Annotated in this window: 17 protein-coding genes; 8 read left to right on the top strand and 9 right to left on the bottom strand. The window is 73.6% G+C overall.

Annotated elements, in window-relative coordinates:
- The first annotated feature begins 131 nt into the window (after positions 1 to 131).
- The 3 genes from FB454_RS12155 to FB454_RS12145 all read left to right on the top strand — a co-directional run bounded on the left by FB454_RS12155 (position 132) and on the right by FB454_RS12145 (position 5,622).
- A complete protein-coding gene (locus FB454_RS12155) occupies positions 132 to 1,772 on the top strand; it encodes a C40 family peptidase (RefSeq protein ID WP_176739748.1) in 1,641 nt (546 codons plus the stop codon).
- Between the two features lie 109 nt (positions 1,773 to 1,881).
- Positions 1,882 to 3,525 carry a hypothetical protein gene (locus FB454_RS12150; protein WP_145822957.1) on the top strand — a complete coding sequence of 548 codons (1,644 nt, stop codon included), beginning with the start codon at positions 1,882 to 1,884 and terminating at the stop codon, positions 3,523 to 3,525.
- Between the two features lie 189 nt (positions 3,526 to 3,714).
- A complete protein-coding gene (locus tag FB454_RS12145; protein WP_145822956.1) occupies positions 3,715 to 5,622 on the top strand; it encodes a DEAD/DEAH box helicase in 1,908 nt (635 codons plus the stop codon).
- A gap of 289 nt (positions 5,623 to 5,911) precedes the next feature.
- Here FB454_RS12145 and FB454_RS12140 read toward each other — a convergent pair whose 3' ends face one another.
- The gene (locus FB454_RS12140; RefSeq protein ID WP_013283561.1) at positions 5,912 to 6,163 is read right to left on the bottom strand and encodes a hypothetical protein; all 252 of its coding nucleotides are present in this window, start codon (positions 6,161 to 6,163) and stop codon (positions 5,912 to 5,914) included.
- Positions 6,164 to 6,349: 186 nt separating this feature from the next.
- Between FB454_RS12140 and FB454_RS12135 the strand changes: the two genes are divergently transcribed.
- Positions 6,350 to 6,565, top strand: a complete 216-nt coding sequence (locus tag FB454_RS12135; protein ID WP_036311366.1) for a helix-turn-helix transcriptional regulator — start codon at positions 6,350 to 6,352, stop codon at positions 6,563 to 6,565.
- 200 nt (positions 6,566 to 6,765) lie between these two features.
- Positions 6,766 to 7,386 carry a putative glycolipid-binding domain-containing protein gene (locus FB454_RS12125; RefSeq protein ID WP_013473532.1) on the top strand — a complete coding sequence of 207 codons (621 nt, stop codon included), beginning with the start codon at positions 6,766 to 6,768 and terminating at the stop codon, positions 7,384 to 7,386.
- A gap of 17 nt (positions 7,387 to 7,403) precedes the next feature.
- Here the strand turns inward: FB454_RS12125 and cds1 are convergent, their stop codons facing one another.
- Genes cds1 through FB454_RS12110 form a run of 3 tightly spaced genes read right to left on the bottom strand, consistent with a single transcriptional unit; the run spans position 7,404 to position 9,852 of the window.
- Entirely contained in the window at positions 7,404 to 8,498 is a 1,095-nt protein-coding gene (gene cds1, locus FB454_RS12120; protein ID WP_013283558.1) for an L-cysteine desulfhydrase Cds1, read from the bottom strand.
- Positions 8,499 to 8,508: 10 nt separating this feature from the next.
- Positions 8,509 to 9,351 (bottom strand): SDR family oxidoreductase, encoded by an 843-nt coding sequence (locus FB454_RS12115; RefSeq protein WP_145822955.1) that lies wholly within the window; start codon positions 9,349 to 9,351, stop codon positions 8,509 to 8,511.
- 42 nt (positions 9,352 to 9,393) lie between these two features.
- Positions 9,394 to 9,852 (bottom strand): Lrp/AsnC family transcriptional regulator, encoded by a 459-nt coding sequence (locus tag FB454_RS12110; protein ID WP_013283556.1) that lies wholly within the window; start codon positions 9,850 to 9,852, stop codon positions 9,394 to 9,396.
- 257 nt (positions 9,853 to 10,109) lie between these two features.
- Between FB454_RS12110 and FB454_RS12105 the strand changes: the two genes are divergently transcribed.
- A complete protein-coding gene (locus FB454_RS12105; RefSeq protein ID WP_013473529.1) occupies positions 10,110 to 10,376 on the top strand; it encodes a BldC family transcriptional regulator in 267 nt (88 codons plus the stop codon).
- Positions 10,377 to 10,433: 57 nt separating this feature from the next.
- On the opposite strand, the gene FB454_RS12100 is transcribed toward FB454_RS12105, so the two are convergent.
- Complete coding sequence (locus tag FB454_RS12100) at positions 10,434 to 11,078, bottom strand: UbiX family flavin prenyltransferase (protein WP_013283554.1); 645 nt, start codon at positions 11,076 to 11,078, stop codon at positions 10,434 to 10,436.
- 143 nt (positions 11,079 to 11,221) lie between these two features.
- Here FB454_RS12100 and FB454_RS12095 point away from each other — a divergent pair, with 143 nt between their 5' ends.
- On the top strand, positions 11,222 to 12,187 hold the full coding sequence (locus FB454_RS12095) for a terpene synthase family protein (protein WP_013283553.1): 966 nt from the start codon (positions 11,222 to 11,224) through the stop codon (positions 12,185 to 12,187).
- Between the two features lie 21 nt (positions 12,188 to 12,208).
- On the opposite strand, the gene mqnP is transcribed toward FB454_RS12095, so the two are convergent.
- From mqnP to FB454_RS12080, 3 genes are all read right to left on the bottom strand, one after another.
- Positions 12,209 to 13,114: a menaquinone biosynthesis prenyltransferase MqnP gene (gene mqnP, locus FB454_RS12090; RefSeq protein ID WP_013283552.1), complete on the bottom strand. Its 906-nt coding sequence runs from the start codon at positions 13,112 to 13,114 to the stop codon at positions 12,209 to 12,211.
- Positions 13,114 to 14,571: a menaquinone biosynthesis decarboxylase gene (locus FB454_RS12085; RefSeq protein ID WP_030273542.1), complete on the bottom strand. Its 1,458-nt coding sequence runs from the start codon at positions 14,569 to 14,571 to the stop codon at positions 13,114 to 13,116. The genes mqnP and FB454_RS12085 overlap by 1 nt, the downstream gene beginning before the upstream one ends.
- Positions 14,572 to 14,665: 94 nt before the next feature.
- Positions 14,666 to 15,220 carry a carboxymuconolactone decarboxylase family protein gene (locus FB454_RS12080; protein WP_145822954.1) on the bottom strand — a complete coding sequence of 185 codons (555 nt, stop codon included), beginning with the start codon at positions 15,218 to 15,220 and terminating at the stop codon, positions 14,666 to 14,668.
- A gap of 63 nt (positions 15,221 to 15,283) precedes the next feature.
- Between FB454_RS12080 and FB454_RS12075 the strand changes: the two genes are divergently transcribed.
- Positions 15,284 to 15,754, top strand: a complete 471-nt coding sequence (locus FB454_RS12075) for a MarR family winged helix-turn-helix transcriptional regulator (protein WP_013473525.1) — start codon at positions 15,284 to 15,286, stop codon at positions 15,752 to 15,754.
- Between the two features lie 9 nt (positions 15,755 to 15,763).
- On the opposite strand, the gene FB454_RS12070 is transcribed toward FB454_RS12075, so the two are convergent.
- On the bottom strand, positions 15,764 to 17,140 hold the full coding sequence (locus FB454_RS12070) for an ATP-binding protein (protein WP_486485412.1): 1,377 nt from the start codon (positions 17,138 to 17,140) through the stop codon (positions 15,764 to 15,766).
- Positions 17,141 to 17,173 lie beyond the last annotated feature (33 nt).

Raw genomic sequence — 17,173 nt, 5'->3', positions numbered from 1 at the left:
GTCACGCTCCGCACATCGACATCGTCGCAACCGTGAGGTAAGACAGGGTGGGGCGGAACACACACCAGGGCCGTCCTGTCCCGACACGCCCCAATCACGCGTGACGGACCCCAGACCGGACGGGGAGCGGTATGGCTCACAGCACCAAGGCCCGACGGCGACGAGGACGGCAGCCGGTGATCTCACCGATCCTGCGCCCGGCGCTCTGGTCCGCCCTTCTGGGGGCGGTCGCGGCCGCGGCGCTCGCCACACCCGCCTGGGCCGACCCGCTGCCCGACGTCGTACCCGACACCGGCTCCCGGCCCCAGGTCACCGGCCCCCTGCAACTGCCCGGCTCGTCCGGCGCCGTCCGCGGCGTACCCGGCACCGTCCCCGGCGTACCGGGTGCCGTTCCCGGCCTCCCCGGCACCGTCCCGGGCCTGCCCGGCGTCACCACCCCGGGCGGCACTGCGGGCCTGCCGGGCACCACCGGCGTGACCAACCCGGCCGACGGCCCGCTGATCGCCCAGATCAACCAGCTCGACGCCCGGGTCACCCTCCTCGGCGAGGAACTGCTCCGGATCAAGACCGAGCGGGACGCCGCACAGACCGAGCTGACCCAGTCCGCCGCCCGGCTCAAGGAGGCCCAGGACGCGCTCACCCGCGCCCAGGACAACGCCAAGAGCGCCGCCGCCGACGCCGTGAAGGCCGACGCGGCGCTGCCGCCCGGTGAGTTCGGCGCCAGCCTGCGCGACTTCGCCAACCTCCAGCGCATCACCCGCGGCGACAAGGCCGAGGGCGCCACCACGTCGGTGACCGGCGAACTCCTCCGGGCCACCAGCGCCGAGGAGGCCGCCCGGAAGGCACACGAGTCGGCCCAGCGCCGGGCCACCGAGCAGACCACCGCGTTCACCCGCGCCGAGGCCGACCTGCGCAAGCAGGAAACCGCGCTCGTCGCGCTGCGCAAGGAGAACGCGGCCAAGCTCCTGGAGATCGAGCGCCTGGCGGACGCCGCCGAGCAGCGGCTCGGCACCTCGTACGTGGTCGATCAGAGCATCGACGGCCTGGTGGCGGACCCGCGGGCGCTCGCCGCCGTGCGCTACGCCCTCGCCCAGCTCGGTGACCCCTACCTGTGGGCCGCCGAGGGCCCGGACCGGTTCGACTGCTCCGGCCTGATGCTCGCCTCCTACCAGGCGGCCGGCTACCGGGGCCTGCCCCGCGTCGCCAAGGACCAGTACTTCGCGACCCGTTCCCGCACCGTCTCGCCGAACGCCCTGCTCCCCGGCGACCTGCTGTTCTTCGCCTCCAGCAGCAGCTGGACCAGCGTCCACCACGTCGCCATGTACATCGGCAACGGCAAGATGGTGGAGGCGCCGCGGACCGGGGACGTCGTCAAGATCTCGGTGGTCCGCTGGTCCCGGCTCTACGCCGCGACCCGGGTGATCGGCGCCGTACCCGCCCCGGCCACCCCGGTCCCGCCGCCGACCGTGCCGGCCACGCCGAAGCCGTCGACCACGCCCAAGCCGACGCCCACCACGCCCAAGCCGTCGACCACGCCCAAGCCGACGCCGACCACGCCGAAGCCCACCACGCCGACGCCGAAGCCGACGACGTCCAGCCCGGCGCCGAGTACGCCGCCGCCGAGCCCGACCGACTCGCCCGACCCGACGCCGAGCCAGAGCGCGAGCGCCGAGCCGGAGACCAGCAGCGCCGCGCCGAGCAGCAGCAGCGCCGCGCCGTCGAGCAGCACGTCCGGCAGCGGCTCCGCCAGCCCGAGCAGCAGCACCGACTGACCCAACCGCCGCTCCGGCTGTGCTCCCGGGCCGGAATGTGGCACGGTGAGATCCAGGCACTTCCGGTCGGCGCCACGGCCGGAGGCGAGCGTGGGTGCGGAGGGGCGAGATGGGCGAGCAGGACGTTCCGGCGGAGAAGGTCCACCCGGGACCGACGCCCGACCCCGCCGACCCGGCCGGCGACGACGACCACGGTTCGGCCCCACCCGGGCCGATAGCCGTCGCGCGGGCGCGGGCGCGGGTGTCGGTCGCGGGCTCGGCCGTGCCGCCGCCCGCCGGTGACGAGCAGCCGCTGCCGCAGGCCGGTCCCACGACGTACCGGGCGGCCACCCCGGCGGACACCCCACCGCCGCTGGACCGGCGCCTCCCCGGTGCCACCGTGCCGCCGTCCAGCTGGTCCGCCTTCGCCGTGGGCGAACGCCAGGCGACGTCCCAGCCCGCCGCCGCGGAGGCCGACGGCGACGCCTCCCCGGGTACGCCCGGCAGTGCTCCGGCCGCCATCCCGGCACCCCGCGTCTCCGGTTCCGCACGCGTGCCCACGCCGCCCGTCGCAACCGCGGACGCGGCAGCACCGGCCGACGCCGCACCGGACCGCGACACCGCACCGGCCGAGCAGGCGGACGGGACCGCCGTCGGGCCGCAGGACGACTCCCAGTCCTCGGCAGCCGGTTCGGCCGAGTCTCCGCCGAACGCGGCGCCGGCCTCCGCAGCCGGCCGCCCGGCCCCGCTCACCGGCTCTTCCACACCCGCTGAGCAGGCCGGATCCGCACCCGCGCGGGCCAGCGCATCGGTACCCGGCCTGAGCCGTGTCTCCGCCGAGGAGGTCGCCGCCTCCGTGGTGGCCGCGCCGCCCGCCGCCGCCACCGTCTACCGGGCCGGTCCGGTGAACCCGGAACCGCCGGAGCCGGTCCAGCCGCCGGAGCCCGCGCAGCCCCCGGCGCCGAACGGCCCCGAGCCCGAGCCGGCGCCGACCCCGGTGCCCGGTCCGACGCCACCGTCGCCCGCGCCGCCGGTACCCGAGCCGGAACCACCGCTCCGGCCCACGCCACCCCTGCCCACGCCGCCCGCACCCGCCCCGCCGACGCCGACGCCCGGACCGGTGCCACCGATCCCCGGGCCGCCGGTACCGCCGCCGGGTCCGCCCGTGCCCCCGCCCCCGCCCCCGCCGGGTCCGATGCCCGCGCCGCCGTTCCCGCCGCCACCGGCGATGACCGGCGGGCCGGGCCCACTGCCCGCGCCGCTGTTCCCCGCCCCGGCGCCCGGCCCGTCGTTCCCGCCCGCGCGGGCCGCCGTGCCGGGCCCGCCGGCCACGCCCGGCACGCCGGACGGTGCGCTGCCGTCGTGGGCCGCCGCACCCGTGTCGGCACCGCCGCCGCCAGTGGTGCCGGCCCCGGCGCTGCCGACCTGGCCGCCGCCGGCCATGCCCGCCCGCGACGCCGACACGACCCGTCCGGTACGCCCCCAGCCCGCCGGCCCGGATCTCGCCGGCACCGCGTACGGCGGGACCGACGGGCCCGGGTTCGCCACCGTGTCGTTCCCGCAGGGCAACCCTCTGGAGAACTCCGGATCGCTGACCGGGCACATCCTGGCCCAGGGCTGGTCCGAGGAGAGCCCGGCGGCCCGGGGCGGCAACACCAAGGTGATCATCGTGCTGGCCGTCGCGCTGACCATGCTCATCGCGATCAGCCTGCTCGTGGTCTTCCTGGCCAACGACGCATTGAGCAGCCTGACCGGGACCATGCTCATCGAGTGACAGGGGTGAGCCCGCCCACTACGGCTTCGCGTTGCCGTGGCGGAGTCGGCGATGCGCCGTACACTTGTCTCCGATCACTGACCCGGCGCGCCCCGACTGCGCGCCCATGGGCGATCTTGCGGGCGATTCGGCGGCGTGACAGGCCGCGGCGGGCCATCGCGAAGATGCGCCCCGCTCGAGAGGTATTTCTTGACCACGTTCGCTGAATCCAGCACGTCCCCGTCCGTCGACCCGACGCCCGACACCGTCGACTTCGCCTCGCTCGGCCTGCCCCGGCAGGTCGTCGAGGTGCTCGCCCGGCAGGGCATCACCACCCCGTTCGAGATCCAGCGGGCCACGCTGCCCGACTCGCTCGCGGGCCGCGACGTCCTCGGCCGGGGCCAGACCGGCTCGGGCAAGACGCTCGCCTTCGGCCTGCCGGTGATCGCCCGGCTCGCCGACCGCAACCGGGCCCGGCCGCTGCACCCGCGCGCCCTGGTCCTGGTCCCCACCCGTGAACTGGCCATGCAGGTCAACGACGCGCTCATGCCGCTCGGCAAGGCGGTCGGCGTGTTCCTGAAGACCGCCGTCGGCGGTGTGCCGTACGACCGGCAGATCGACGCGCTGCGCCGCGGCGTGGAGATCGTCGTGGCCACCCCGGGACGGCTCGGCGACCTGATCGAGCGCGGCGTGTGCCGCCTCGACGACGTCGAGATCACCGTGCTGGACGAGGCCGACCAGATGGCCGACATGGGCTTCCTGCCTGAGGTCACCCAGCTGCTGGCGAAGACTCCGGCGGACGCGCAGCGGCTGCTGTTCTCGGCCACTCTGGACAACGACGTCGACACGCTCGTCAAGCGGTTCATGACCGACCCGGTCACCCACTCGACCGCGCCGGCCACCGCCGCCGTGTCCACCATGGATCACCACCTGCTGCTGATCCCGCCGCACGACAAGTTCGCCGTCGCCGCGTCCATCGCCGCCCGTGAGGGCCGCACCATGCTGTTCGCCCGTACGCAGCTCGGCGTGGACCGGCTGGTCGAGCAGCTCGCGGCCGTCGGTGTGCGGGCCGGTGGGCTGCACGGCGGCAAGACGCAGCGCATGCGTACCAAGACGCTCGCCGAGTTCCGCGAGGGCCGCACGCCCGTGCTGGTCGCGACCGACGTGGCGGCCCGCGGCATCCACGTCGACGGCGTCTCGCTGGTGCTGCACGTGGACCCGCCGAAGGACCCCAAGGACTACCTGCACCGGGCCGGCCGTACGGCTCGGGCCGGCGAGTCGGGCGCGGTGGCGACGCTGGTGCTGCCCAAGCAGCGCCGCACCACCCTGGCCATGATGGAGAAGGCGGGCGTCGAGCCGGCCGAGACCCGGGTCCGGGCGGGCGACGAGGCGCTGGCCGAGCTGACCGGCGCACGCGAGCCCAGCGGCGTACCGGTGCGGGACGAGCCGGAGCCGCGACGCGGCGGCGGCTCGCGCCGCTTCGGCGACCGCGACGGCCGGGGCTTCGACCGTGGCGGCCGGGGCGGCTTCTCCGACCGTGGCGAGCGCCGGTTCGGCGACCGCGACGGCCGGGGCGAGCGCCGCTTCGGCGACCGGCCCGCGGGCGAGCGGTCGAGCGACCGGTTCGCGGACCGCGGTGGTGACCGCCGGTTCGGCGACCGGCCGGCGGGCGAGCGCTACTCGGGCGAGCGATCCGGCGGCGAGCGCCGCTTCGGACGGCCGGAGCGCCGCGACGACCGCAGCTTCGGCGACCGGGGCGAGCGCAGCTTCGGCGACCGGCGGTCCGACGGCCGGAGCTTCGGCGAGCAGCGGTCCGACGACCGCGGCCAGCGCGGCGAGCGCTTCGGCGAGCGGGCCGACCGGCCGTACGGGGACCGGCAGCGGCCGGCGGCCGGACGCGGGTACGACCGCGACGAGCGGCGGTACGACGACCGGCCGAGCGGCTCGCGCGGCTTCGGCGACCGGCGCCAGGACGACCGCCCGCACGCCGAGCGGCGTTTCGGTGACCGGGGCGACGCGCGTCCGGCCGAGCGCCGGGCCGGCGGTTTCCGGGCCGAGGGGCGGGGCCGGGACGACAGGCGCGGCTTCGGCGGGCGCCCGCCGGCACGTACCCACTGATCTGAGCGCACCCACCGCCGCCGCCGAGCACCCGCTCGGCGGCGGCGGTGCGTCTGGGGTGATGTCGGCTCCGTTCTAGCTGCGCGGTGTGAGGACGGGATACCGCCGGGTCGGCTCATTCCACAGCGACAGGCGATGACGAGGCCGCCAACCGGGCGGTGGCGTGGGGATGGTCTTGTCGATGGTCTGCCGGAGGCTGCGCCGAGCGGACCGGCCCCACGACCAGGCGACCCAACAGCCGAACGCCTGGGCGATGACGGCGGTCAGCAGCAGACCGGTGCCGATCGGGTCAGACATTGCGCACCGACCGCAGCCAGCCCAGGAACCGGATGTGCATCTCGGCGGGGTCCGGCGGCTCAGAGTAGAGCCTGGTCAGGTCATCGGTTGCCTGCCGCATCAGGGCAGCCAGATCGACGGCGAGGTGGCGTCGGTCGTGCTCGTAGTCAGCGACCAACTCGACCTTGGCGTTCTCGCAGGGCCAGTTGAGCAGGTCTGCCGTACAGACCCAAAGGGGTTTCAGCGGAGCGTGGCGCTGGGTCACTCGGGGCCCTCCTGCATGGTCGGCGTCCAGGTGGCACCCCCGTCCGCCGCGAACTCGCCACCGGGCGGGGGGCCTGATCCATCAGATCGCCCACCTGCCCCCCTGTCAATGTTGACGGGCCTACATAGGTGGGATTATTTGTTCGCGTCACCATGGTTGGGTCAGCCCGCTCCTACCTTCGAAGTCGTGACCAAGGAGACGGGACCGGGCGAACTCGTCGCAGCCGGTGAGATCTTGAAGATGCTCGGCGTGGGTAGATCGAGATTCCGCGAGATCCGGCGGCATCCCGCATTCCCCGCGCCGTATCAAGAGCTGTCGGTCGGCGCGGTCTGGTTGAAGCGGGACGTCGAGCGGTACATCCGGGAACACCGGCCGCCCCGGCCGGCGGACGACGACGAGTAGCCCGACGGCATGAACGTCTGGGACGCGGACGAGGTGGACGAATGGACCCGCCACAACCGGCCGCCCCGCCCCACAGAGGGCGACGAGCAGGGGTAATCAGTAGCGCTGGCCTGACGCCCGGGAACAGCGGGACATCCCGCTCGGCGGCGGCGTTCGCGCATCCGCTGCCGCCGACCGCCGGGTCGCGTAACGTCCGGTCCATGCCGAAGTCGCTCTTCTGGGCCCGGACCGACACCGCCGGCTCCGAGCACGTCGTGCTCGACGACGGTCAGGGGCTGACCGCGCAGGGTGTGGCGCTCGCCGTGGATCCGATCCCGTACACGTGCCGGTACCGCCTGACCGTCGGCCCGGACTGGTCGACGAACCGGCTGGAGGTCGAGTCCGAGGGCGCCGGCTGGTCGCGGAGCGTACGCCTGGAGCGGGGCCGGGACGGGTGGCGCGTGCGTACCGGCGAGGAGGGTGACCTGGACGCGGCGCTGAGCGCGGCGGGCCACCCACCGGCGGGCCTGCCCGGCACCGACGACCCGGGTCGGCTGGCCGAGGCGCTCGACGTGGATCTGGGCGGTTCCCCGCTGACGAACACGCTGCCGATCCGCCGGATCGGGCTGGGGCGGCTGCCCGCCGACCTGGCCACGGCCGTGAATGTGGCGTGGGTGCTGCTACCCGGCCTGGCCGTGGTGCCCGCCGAGCAGGTCTACACCTCGCTGGGTCCGGGCCGGGTCCGGTACGCGAGCGGCACGTTCACCGCCGACCTGGAGGTCGACCCGGACGGCTTCGTAGTGCGTTACCCGGGGCTGGCCGAGCGGGTCGACCCGCGCTGACCGGCCGGGGCCCCGGCTCAGGCGGTCGGCCAGGTGCCGTCGGTCAGGAACCGGTCGATGGTGGCGAGGTGCGGGGCGAGGTCGAGGCCCTGGGCGACCACCCACTCGTCGGAGTAGTAGGTGTCGACGTACCTGTCGCCCGGATCGCAGATCAGCGTGACCACCGAGCCGGTACGTCCGGCCGCGCGCATCTGCGCGATCAGCCCGAACGCGCCCCACAGGTTGGTGCCGGTGGAGCCGCCCACGCGGCGGCCGAGCACCGCCGAGCCGGCCCGCATCGCGGCGAGCGACGCGGCGTCCGGCACCTGCACCATCCGGTCCACCACGCTGGGCAGGAAGGACGCCTCGACCGTGGGCCGCCCGATGCCCTCGATCCGGGATCCGCGGTCGGTGCGTACCGACCAGTCACCGGCCTGCCAGGCGGGGTAGAACGCGGAGTTCTCCGGGTCCACCACGCAGAGCTTGGTGGGCAGCCGGCGATACCGGGCGTAGCGGCCGATGGTGGCGCTGGTGCCGCCGGTGCCGGCGCCGACCACGATCCAGGCGGGCACCGGGTGCCGTTCCAGCGCGAGCTGGGCGTAGATCGACTCGGCGATGTTGTTGTTGCCCCGCCAGTCGGTGGCCCGCTCGGCGTACGTGAACTGGTCCATGAACCGGCCGCCGCTGTCCTCGGCGAGCCAGCGCGCCTCCACCACGACCTTGGACGGGTCGTCCACCAGGTGGCAGCGTCCGCCCTGGAACTCGATCTGGGCGATCTTCTCCGGCGACGTGGAGGCGGGCATGACAGCGATGAACGGCAGCCCGAGCATCCGGGCGAAGTACGCCTCGGAGACAGCCGTCGAGCCCGATGACGCCTCGACGATCGTGGTGTCCGGGCCGATCCAGCCGTTGCAGAGCCCGTAGAGGAACAGCGAGCGGGCCAGCCGGTGCTTCAGCGAGCCGGTGGGGTGCACCGACTCGTCCTTGAGGTAGAGGTCGATCCCCCACTCGCGGGGCAGCGGGAAGGGCAGCAGGTGGGTGTCGGCGGAGCGGTTGGCGTCCGCCTCGACAGTGGCGATGGCCTCGGTCACCCAGCGCCGGCTGGCCTCGTCGCACCGGTCGAGATGAGTCACGTCGGCAACGTTACAAGCGAGGTGGGCTCGGGTTCTCCCGGACCCGGCGGGCCTGCCGCCGCTGACCGGCCCGCCCGGTGGCCCGGATCACCGGCGTGAGGGCCAGGGCGAGCCGGGGGAAGGCGTCCAGGAGTCGCACCTGGGCACCGCGCCAACGCGGCAGGCTGACCACCGGCCGGGGCCGCCGGGCCAGCCGGACGGCCCGCGCGGCCACCCGCTCCGGCGTGAGCAGCGAGCCGGTGAAGGACGCCAGCGCTCCCGGGTCGTCCAGCTTGTCGTGCAGCATCGGCGTCCAGATCCCGTCCGGGCACAGGCACGACACGTGTACGCCCCGGACGCCCGCCATCCGCAGGTCGCTCAGAGTGCCGAGGCTGAACGCGAGCAGGGCGTGCTTGCTGGCCGCGTACACCGTCTCGCCCGGCGCGGCGATCAGCCCGGCCAGCGAGACGACGTTGAGCACGTGGCCGCGGCCCTGTTCGCGCATCACCGCGACGGCGGCGAGCGTGCCGTTGATCGCGCCGAGCGCGTTGACCTCGACCACCGCGCGCCGGGTCGGGGCGCCGTGCGCCCAGGACGGCCCGGTGACCAGGATGCCCGCGTTGTTCACCCAGAGCCCGAGGCCGCCGGGCGCGGCAGCCGCCTCGGCGGCGACGTCCGCGCAGGCGGATTCGTCGCGTACGTCGAGGGCGCGCGACCAGCCACCCAGCGGCGCGGCGGCAGCCGCCACGGCCCCGGCGTCCACGTCGGTGAGCAGTACGTTCCACCCATCGGCGTGCAGCGCGGCGGCGATGGCCCGCCCCAGCCCGCCGGCCGCTCCTGTGACCACGGCGGCACCCCGCACCGAGCTCGTCATCGGCGCACGGTAACCGCAACCCCCGGCCCGGGGCCAGAGGCGTCAGGCGGTGGGCGGTTCCAGCGGCTGCGGGCGGTTCTCCCACTTGGTCGACAGGGCGATGCTGGTACGGGTGGACGCCACACCCGCCGTCCGGTTCAGCCGGACGATCAGCTGCTCCAGCTCGGCGATCGTGCCGACTCGCGCCTTGAGCAGGAAGGACTCGACGCCGGCCATGAAGTAGCAGGACTCGATCTCGGGGATGCGGCGGAACGCCTCCAGCACCTCGTCGGTGTCCGCGTCGGAGTCCTCGATGATGCCGATGAGCGCGGTGACGCCGAGCCCGATCGACTCCGGCTCGACCTCGGCCCGGTACGCCCGGATCACGCCGCTGGACTCCAGCTTGCCGACCCGCTCGTGCACGGCCGGGGCGGAGAGGCCGACCTGACGGGCCAGCTCGGCGTACGACAGACGGGCGTTGCCTCGCAACAACTCCACGAGGCTCAGGTCGATCGTGTCCACGGAGAGTGACCCTATCCGTTTGGCGACCACGGAACACTGTCGGTACCCGTGGATCAACCCTTCACAAACGTACGATCACGGGGGTTCTCCGCCTGTACCATTTCCTAACCTTCCCAGTGTGTGCGTTTTTCGCGTTTGGCGGACACGTCCGGTAGCCGGTGCTGTAATTGCCATACGTCCCTCATGACGGCTCTGGGCTCGCACCGGCCGGGGGCAGTGTGTTCAGCCGGGGGCTTCGTCGACGCGAGGAGGGGGCTGTGGACACTGGAGATCGCCTGCTGACACCGGGTGAGGTCGCTGCGCTGTTTCGGGTGGACCCGAAGACCGTGACCAGATGGGCAGCGGCCGGCCGGATCGGCAGTATCCGGACTCCAGGAGGGCACCGCCGGTTTCGGGAATCCGAGGTGCGGGCCCTGCTCGAGGGGGAGGGCATGCTGGACGAGGCGGAGGACATGGGCAAGGCCCGCAACATGGGCCCGACCGCTTCCACCGGCCCCGGACCGGCGAACGCCGGCATGTACTGAACGTACGGGGCGCGGTCCGGCCGAGGGCCGCGCCCCGTACGTCGGCAACCGGGACCGTCAGTCCGGGTCCGCCTCCCGGCGACCGGCTGCCAGTTCGCCGGACCACCGCCGGAACAGCGTGTGCTCGACACCGAGCGCGTCGAGCACCTTCCCGGCCACGAAGTCCACGAGCTGCCCGGCGGACGCCGCCGCCCCGGCGCCGTAGAAGCCCGGACTGGCCGGCAGCACCACCGCGCCGGCGTCGTGCAGCGCGATGAGATGTTCCAGGTGACTGCGGGTCACCGGCGTCTCCCGGGGCACCACGACCACCGGGCGGCGCTCCTTGAGGTTGACCTCGGCGGCGCGCTGGAGCAGATCCTTGGAGAGCCCGATGGCGATGCCGGCGCACGCGGCGGTGCTGGCGGGCACCACCGCCATGCCGCGTACCGGGTAGGAGCCGCTGCTCGGGCCGGCGGCCAGGTCACCGGCGGGCCAGTGCCGCAGGTCCGCGCCGGTGAGGTCGCGGTCGAGCCAGGCGGCCAGGTCCTCGGTCCAGTGCGCGTCCCGGAAGGGCCGGCCGGTCTCGTCCAGCACCGTCAGCCGGGCCGCCCGGGAGACGATCAGGTCCACCGCCTGGCCGGCGTCGAGCAGGCCCCGGACGACAGCCGCCGCGTACGGCGTCCCGGACGCCCCGGAGACACCCACCACCCATGGTTCGCGCATGCCCTCAAGCGTGCCTGGTCGCCGCGGACGGCGGGCGGCGACCCCCTTTCGGTCGCCCCGCCCGGGATGTCCAGAGGGTTCACGGAACGTCCCGCGGCATGAAATTCTTCGATCGGCGATCCACTTCCACGGAGGGGCCGGTGATGACGGCGGCGGTGCTGCGGGCGCTCCGCTCCGACTGCCCCATCCCGCCCCGCCTCTCCCCGTACGCCGACGACGTGCAGGGCTGGCTGGTGGCGCAGGTCGACCGGCTCGGTCTGCCGGCTGACCCGGCCACCCGGCAACGGTTGGCGCGGGCCGGCTTCGCCCGGTACGCCGGGCGCCTCTATCCGGACGCCACCGAGCCCGACCTGCGCGTGCTGACCACACTGTTCACCTGGTTCTTCCTCGTCGACGACGCCTGCGACGGGCGGGACGGCCTCACCCCGGCGCAGATCCGCGCGTTGCGTGACGGCGCGCTCGCCCTGCTGCGCGAGGGCCCGCGTGCCCGCCACCCGGGCTTCTCCGGCCCGCTGCGCCGGCTGCTGGTGCAGGCGTGGCGCGAGCCCCGCCGCCGGATGCCGGCCAGGTGGCGGCTGCGCTTCGCCGACGCGGTCGCCGACCACCTCGACGGGGTCCACCGGGAGGCCACCGCCACCACGTCCGGCCGCCCACCGGGCGTCGCCGAGTACGTACGGCTGCGCCGGGCCACGTCGGCGGCGTACGTGTCGTACCCGCTGATCGAGTTCGCGTCCGGGCGTCCGCTGCCCGACGCGGTCTACCACCATCCGGCACTACGGCGGCTCGCCGGCCTCGCCAACGACCTGCTGTCCTGGTTCAACGACATCGCCTCGCTGGAGCGCGACCGGGCCACCGGCGGCGGGCACAACCTGGTGCTGGCGACGGCGGCCGAGCGGGGCGTGCCGGTGCCGGCGGCGGTCGACCTGGTCGCGGGGCACTGGCGGGCCGAGATGGACCGGTTCGCGGCGCTCCTGGCGGCGGCGCCGTCGTTCGGCCCGACGCTCGACGACGCCGTCGCCAGCCATCTCGACGGGCTGGCCGCTGCCGTGCGCGGCACGGTCGACTGGACGCTGGAGAGCGCCCGCTACCCGGTCGCCGCGGCGTCCTGACCGGGTGCCCGGCGTTGCCGTCTACGGCCGCAGGCCGAGCCGGATCACCAGGTCGAGCAGCGCGAGGACGAACAACGCGATGCCGACGAAGCCGTTCGCGGTGAAGAACGCCCGGTTGACCTTGCTCAGATCGGTGGGGCTGACCACCATGTGCTGGTAGGCGAAGGCGACAGCGGTGAGCGCCAGCCCGATCCACCACAGCCAGCCGAAGCCGACCCAGGCGCCGAACCAGATGAACAGCGCGAACGTCACCACGTGCGCGACAGTGGAGGCGTGCAGCGCGAAGCGCCGGCCGTACCGGGCGGGGACGCTGTGCACGCCGATCTCCCGGTCGATCTCCGAGTCCTGGCAGGCGTAGATCAGGTCGAAGCCGCCGATCCACAGGCCGACGGCGGCGCCGAGCAGCCAGGCCGGGCCGGAGCCGTCGAGCGTGCCGGTGACCGCCAGCCAGGCGCCGACCGGTCCGACCGCCTGGGCCACCCCGAGGATGGCGTGCGGCCAGTTCGTGAACCGCTTGGCGTACGGGTAGACCACGAGCGGCACCACGGCGAGCGGCGCGAGCACCAGGCAGAGCGGGTTGAGCAGGGCGGCGGCGGCCAGGAACACCACGAGCGCGACGGCCGCGCCGGTCCAGGCCGTCCGCACGCTCACCGCGCCGGTGACCAGTTCCCGGTTCGCCGTACGCGGGTTCCGCGCGTCGATCCGCCGGTCGAGGATCCGGTTCGCGGCCATCGCGAACGTCCGCGCGCCGACCATCGCCACGGTGATCAGCAGCAGGTCTCCCCAGCGCACCCGGCCGCCGTTGAGCTGCATCGCGGTCAGCGCCGACAGGTACGCGAACGGAAGCGCGAAGACCGAGTGCTCGATGGCGACGAGCTTGAGGAAGGACGAGACCCGGCCGGGTCGTTCCTGTACTGCCGCCGTCATCAGATCCCGTATTCCTTCCAGCGCTTGTCGACGAGCGAGACCACCTCGGGCGACATGCGCATCTCCTCCGGCCAGCCCCGGCTGTAGCCCTCCTCGGGCAGCTTGCGGGTCGCGTCGATGCCCGCCTTGCCACCCCAGAACTGCTGGTACGAGGCGTGGTCCAGGTGGTCCACCGGTCCCTCGGTGACCATCAGGTCGCGGGCGTAGTCGACGTTGCCGAAGGCACGGAACGCGACCTCGTTGTAGTCGTGCACGTCGCAGTCCTCGTCGACGATCACGATCAGCTTGGTCAGCGACATCATGTGCGCGCCCCAGATCGCGTTCATGACCTTCTGCGCGTGCTTCGGGTAGCGCTTGCGGATCGACACGATCGCGCAGTTGTGGAAGACACCGGCGGCGGGCAGGTCGTAGTCGACGATGTCCGGGATCAGGAAGCGCAGCAGCGGCGCGAAGATCCGCTCGGTGGCCTTGCCGAGGCCGTGGTCCTCCTGCGGCGGCTGGGACGTGACGATCGAGTGGTAGACCGGGTCGCGCTGCATGGTCATGCACTCGATGTGCATCACCGGGAACGGCTCGACCGGCGTGTAGAAGCCGGTGTGGTCGCCGAACGGCCCCTCGGGCAGGCGCTCGCCCGGCTCGATGTAGCCCTCCAGCACGATCTGCGCGTGCGCCGGCACCTGCAACGGGACGGTCAGGCAGTCGACCATCTCGACCCGCTCACCGGCGAGGAACCCGGCGAACAGGTACTCGTCGATGTCGGCCGGCAGCGGCGCGCTGGCCGAGTACGCCACCACCGGGTCCGCGCCGATCGCGATCGCCACCGGCAGCCGCTGGCCGAGCCGCTCGGCGACCGCGTGGTGCGCGGTGGAGTTCTTGTGGATCTGCCAGTGCATGCCGATGGTGTTGTGCGAGTGCTGCTGGAGCCGGTAGAGCCCGAGGTTGCGCTTGCCGGTCTCCGGGTGCTTGGTGTGGGTCAGCCCGAAGTTGTGGAAGATCCCGCCGTCACCGGGCCACACCTGCAACCCGGGCAGCCGGTTCAGGTCGACGTCGTCGCCGCGGTAGACCACCTGCTGGCAGGGCGCGGTCTTGACCTTCTTCGGCGGCATCGACTTGAGCTGCATGACCTTGCCCAGGCCGCCCATCATCCCGGAGAAGCCCTGCGGCAGCTCCGGCTTGAGCATGTCGCCGATGCGCTCGCCGATCTCGTCGAGGTGCTCCACCCCGAGCGCCATCGCCATCCGCTTCTCGGTGCCGAACAGGTTGATCGCCACCGGCATCTCACCCCGGGTGGGGCGCTCGAACAGCAGCGCGGGCCCGCCGGCCCGGACGGTGCGGGTGACGATCTCGCTGATCTCCAGCGTGGGGTCGACCGGCGCGCTCACCCGCCGCAGCTCGCCCGCACGCTCCAGCGCCGCGAGGAAATCCTTCAGATCGGTGTACGGGAAGCGAGCCGCCATACCGCCCATCCTCCCGTACCCTCCTGCGGAGGTAAGGACGGGCCCCCTTTTAACGCCTCCGGTAGAGGAGGGGCCCCTTCTTAACACCCGCAGCTCAGGCGGCGGGCTGCCAGGCGTACGCGGCCAGCGGCTCGTCGAGCGGCGCCTCGGTGAGCCGGTTGGCGAACGTGGAGATCGTGTAGGTGCCGATGCCGAGCACCACGTCCAGCGCGTGCCGGGCCTGCCATCCGGCGGCGAGCAGCGCGTCCAGGTCGGCGTCGGGGACCGCGCCCCGGTGGTCGAGCACGGCGACTGTGAAGCGGCGCAGCGCCTCCAGCCGGGGGTCGGGCAGCGTCGTACCGGTCCGCAGCGCCTCGATCAGCTCGGGCGCGGCGCCGTGCCGGACCAGCGTCGCGGTGTGCATGGCCACGCAGAGGTGGCAGCCGTTGCGGGTGGCGACGGTCAGCACGACCACCTCCCGGGCGACCGGGTCCAGGTCGGTGGCCTCGAACGCGGCGTTGGCGGCGAGGAAGCCCTTGAGCAGTTCGGGCGAGCCGGCCATCAGGCTCACGGCGGCGGGCAGGTGACCCAGCGAGCGGCGTACTCCGGCTATGACCGGGCGGGCGGCGGCGGGCGCGGTGTCCGGCTCGTACGCGGTGAAGCGGGACATGACAGGGCCCCTCTCGTAAGATGGTCAACGTGGTTGACGGAATAGTAAACGTGGTTGTCGAACATGGCAACGCCTGACCGCCCCGGCTTCGCGCTGCCGCTGCTCCTGCTCGCCGGTTTCCGTACGCTCGTCGACGACCTGCACGCCGAACTGGCCCGCCAGGGTCACCCCGAGCTGCGCCCGGCACACGGCTTCGTCCTCCAGGCCGTCGGCCCGGCCGGCACCACCGCCTCCGACCTCGGTCAACGCCTCGGCGTCTCCAAGCAGGCAGCGGGCAAGACGGTGGACCGGCTGGTCGCGCTCGGCTACCTGGAACGCGTGGACGACCCCGCCGACGCCCGCCGCAAGCTGGTCCGGATGACAGCGAAGGGCCGCGACGGCCTGCACCGCTCGGCTGTGGTCTTCGACGAGTTACGCGACCGCTGGGCGGCCACGCTCGGCGCCGACCGGGTCGCCGCCATCGAGGACGACCTGCGCCGGATGGTCCCCGCCGACGTGTTCCGCCTCGACATCCCCGGCTGGTTCGGCGGATGAGGCGCCGGCTCAGCGCCCGTAGAGAAGTGCCGGGTCGACCAGGACCACATCCGCCCGACCGGCCGCGGCGTCGACGAGGTCGTCCTCGAAGCCGTGGCCGCCCGCCAGCAGCAGCCGTGCCCCGGCCGCGTCGAAGCCGGGTCGTCGTCGCACCAACAGGGCCCGGATCCGTTCCAGCCGCTGGAGGTCGGCCCGGCCCAGCCGGCGACCCCACTTGACCTCACCGATCGCCAACAACGGGCGAGGGCCGTCGCCCGGTGGCGGCTCGCCCACCGCGACCAGGTCGAGTTCGTGACGCGTCCGGGTGTCCGGATCGGTCAGCGTCGCCGCGCTCACCTCCGCGACGTGCCCGCCGAGAAGCTCGGGTTCGGCGAAGCGGAGCGACCACTGCCGCACGATCTCCTCGAACCGGGGTCCGAGCACCGCGCTGGCGTAGCGGCGCTGCGAGCGACGCCAGACGTCGGCTCCGCGCCGCTGCTCCAGAGCCGTCCACGCCGGACGCATCACGGCCTGGTAGAAGGTGATCAACGGCTCGGTGATCCGGTAGCTGCTGCGACCGCTGCGCAGCGGGTCGGGCTCGCGCAGCAGCAGTCCGGCGTCCTCCAGCACGGTCAGCGGGTGCTGGAGGTCGGTGGCCTTCCGCCCGATGTAGCCGGCGATGCCGCCCCGGCTGGCGTTCCCCTCCGCGACGGCGGCGAGAACCGAGTGGTACAGCGCCGTGTCCCGCAGGTCCGGGTCCTCGGCCAGCAGGTACCGGGCCTCACGGAACAGCGGCCGGGCCGGGTTCAGGACCGTCCGCACGATCCACGCGTCGAAGTCGTCCGACCCGGCCGGGGTGTCGTCCTGGACGTACTCCCGGCGGTACGCGGGGGTGCCGCCGACGACGGAGAAGACGCGCACCGCCAGCAGCGGGTCGTCGATCTGCCAGAAGGCCGCCGCGGCGCGGAAGTCCAGTGGCTGCACCGGCAGCTCCAGGCCGGCCCGCCCGCGCAGCGGCGCCGACCCGGCGAGCAGTCCTCCCATGAAGGACAGCGCCGAGCCGCACAACAACAACCGCGCCCGGGACCCGGTCCGCTCCGGACGCCCGGGCGTCAGCGCATGCTGGATGATCGACGGCAGGTCACGGGCCGCACGCACCAGGTACGGGAACTCGTCGAGGACGACAGTGACGGGGCGTTCCCGTCCCAGCGCGAGCAGCGCGTCGACCGCAGCACCCCAGTCCGGCAGGTGGACGGGGCCGGGTGATCCGGAGTACGCGCCCAGCGCCTCACCCAACCGGCGCAGCGATTCCGTCGACGTCGCCTCGGTCGCGCCGAAGTAGAAGCCCTCGCTCGCCTGCGCCAGTTGGTACAGTTCTAAGAAGTGTAGTCCTACATTCTGCGTCACTGACAGCTTCGCCGACGGCGGTTCATCATCGGC

This window comes from Micromonospora sp. CNZ297 (assembly GCF_007827625.1).
This window is presented reverse-complemented; position numbering and strand designations above follow the sequence as displayed.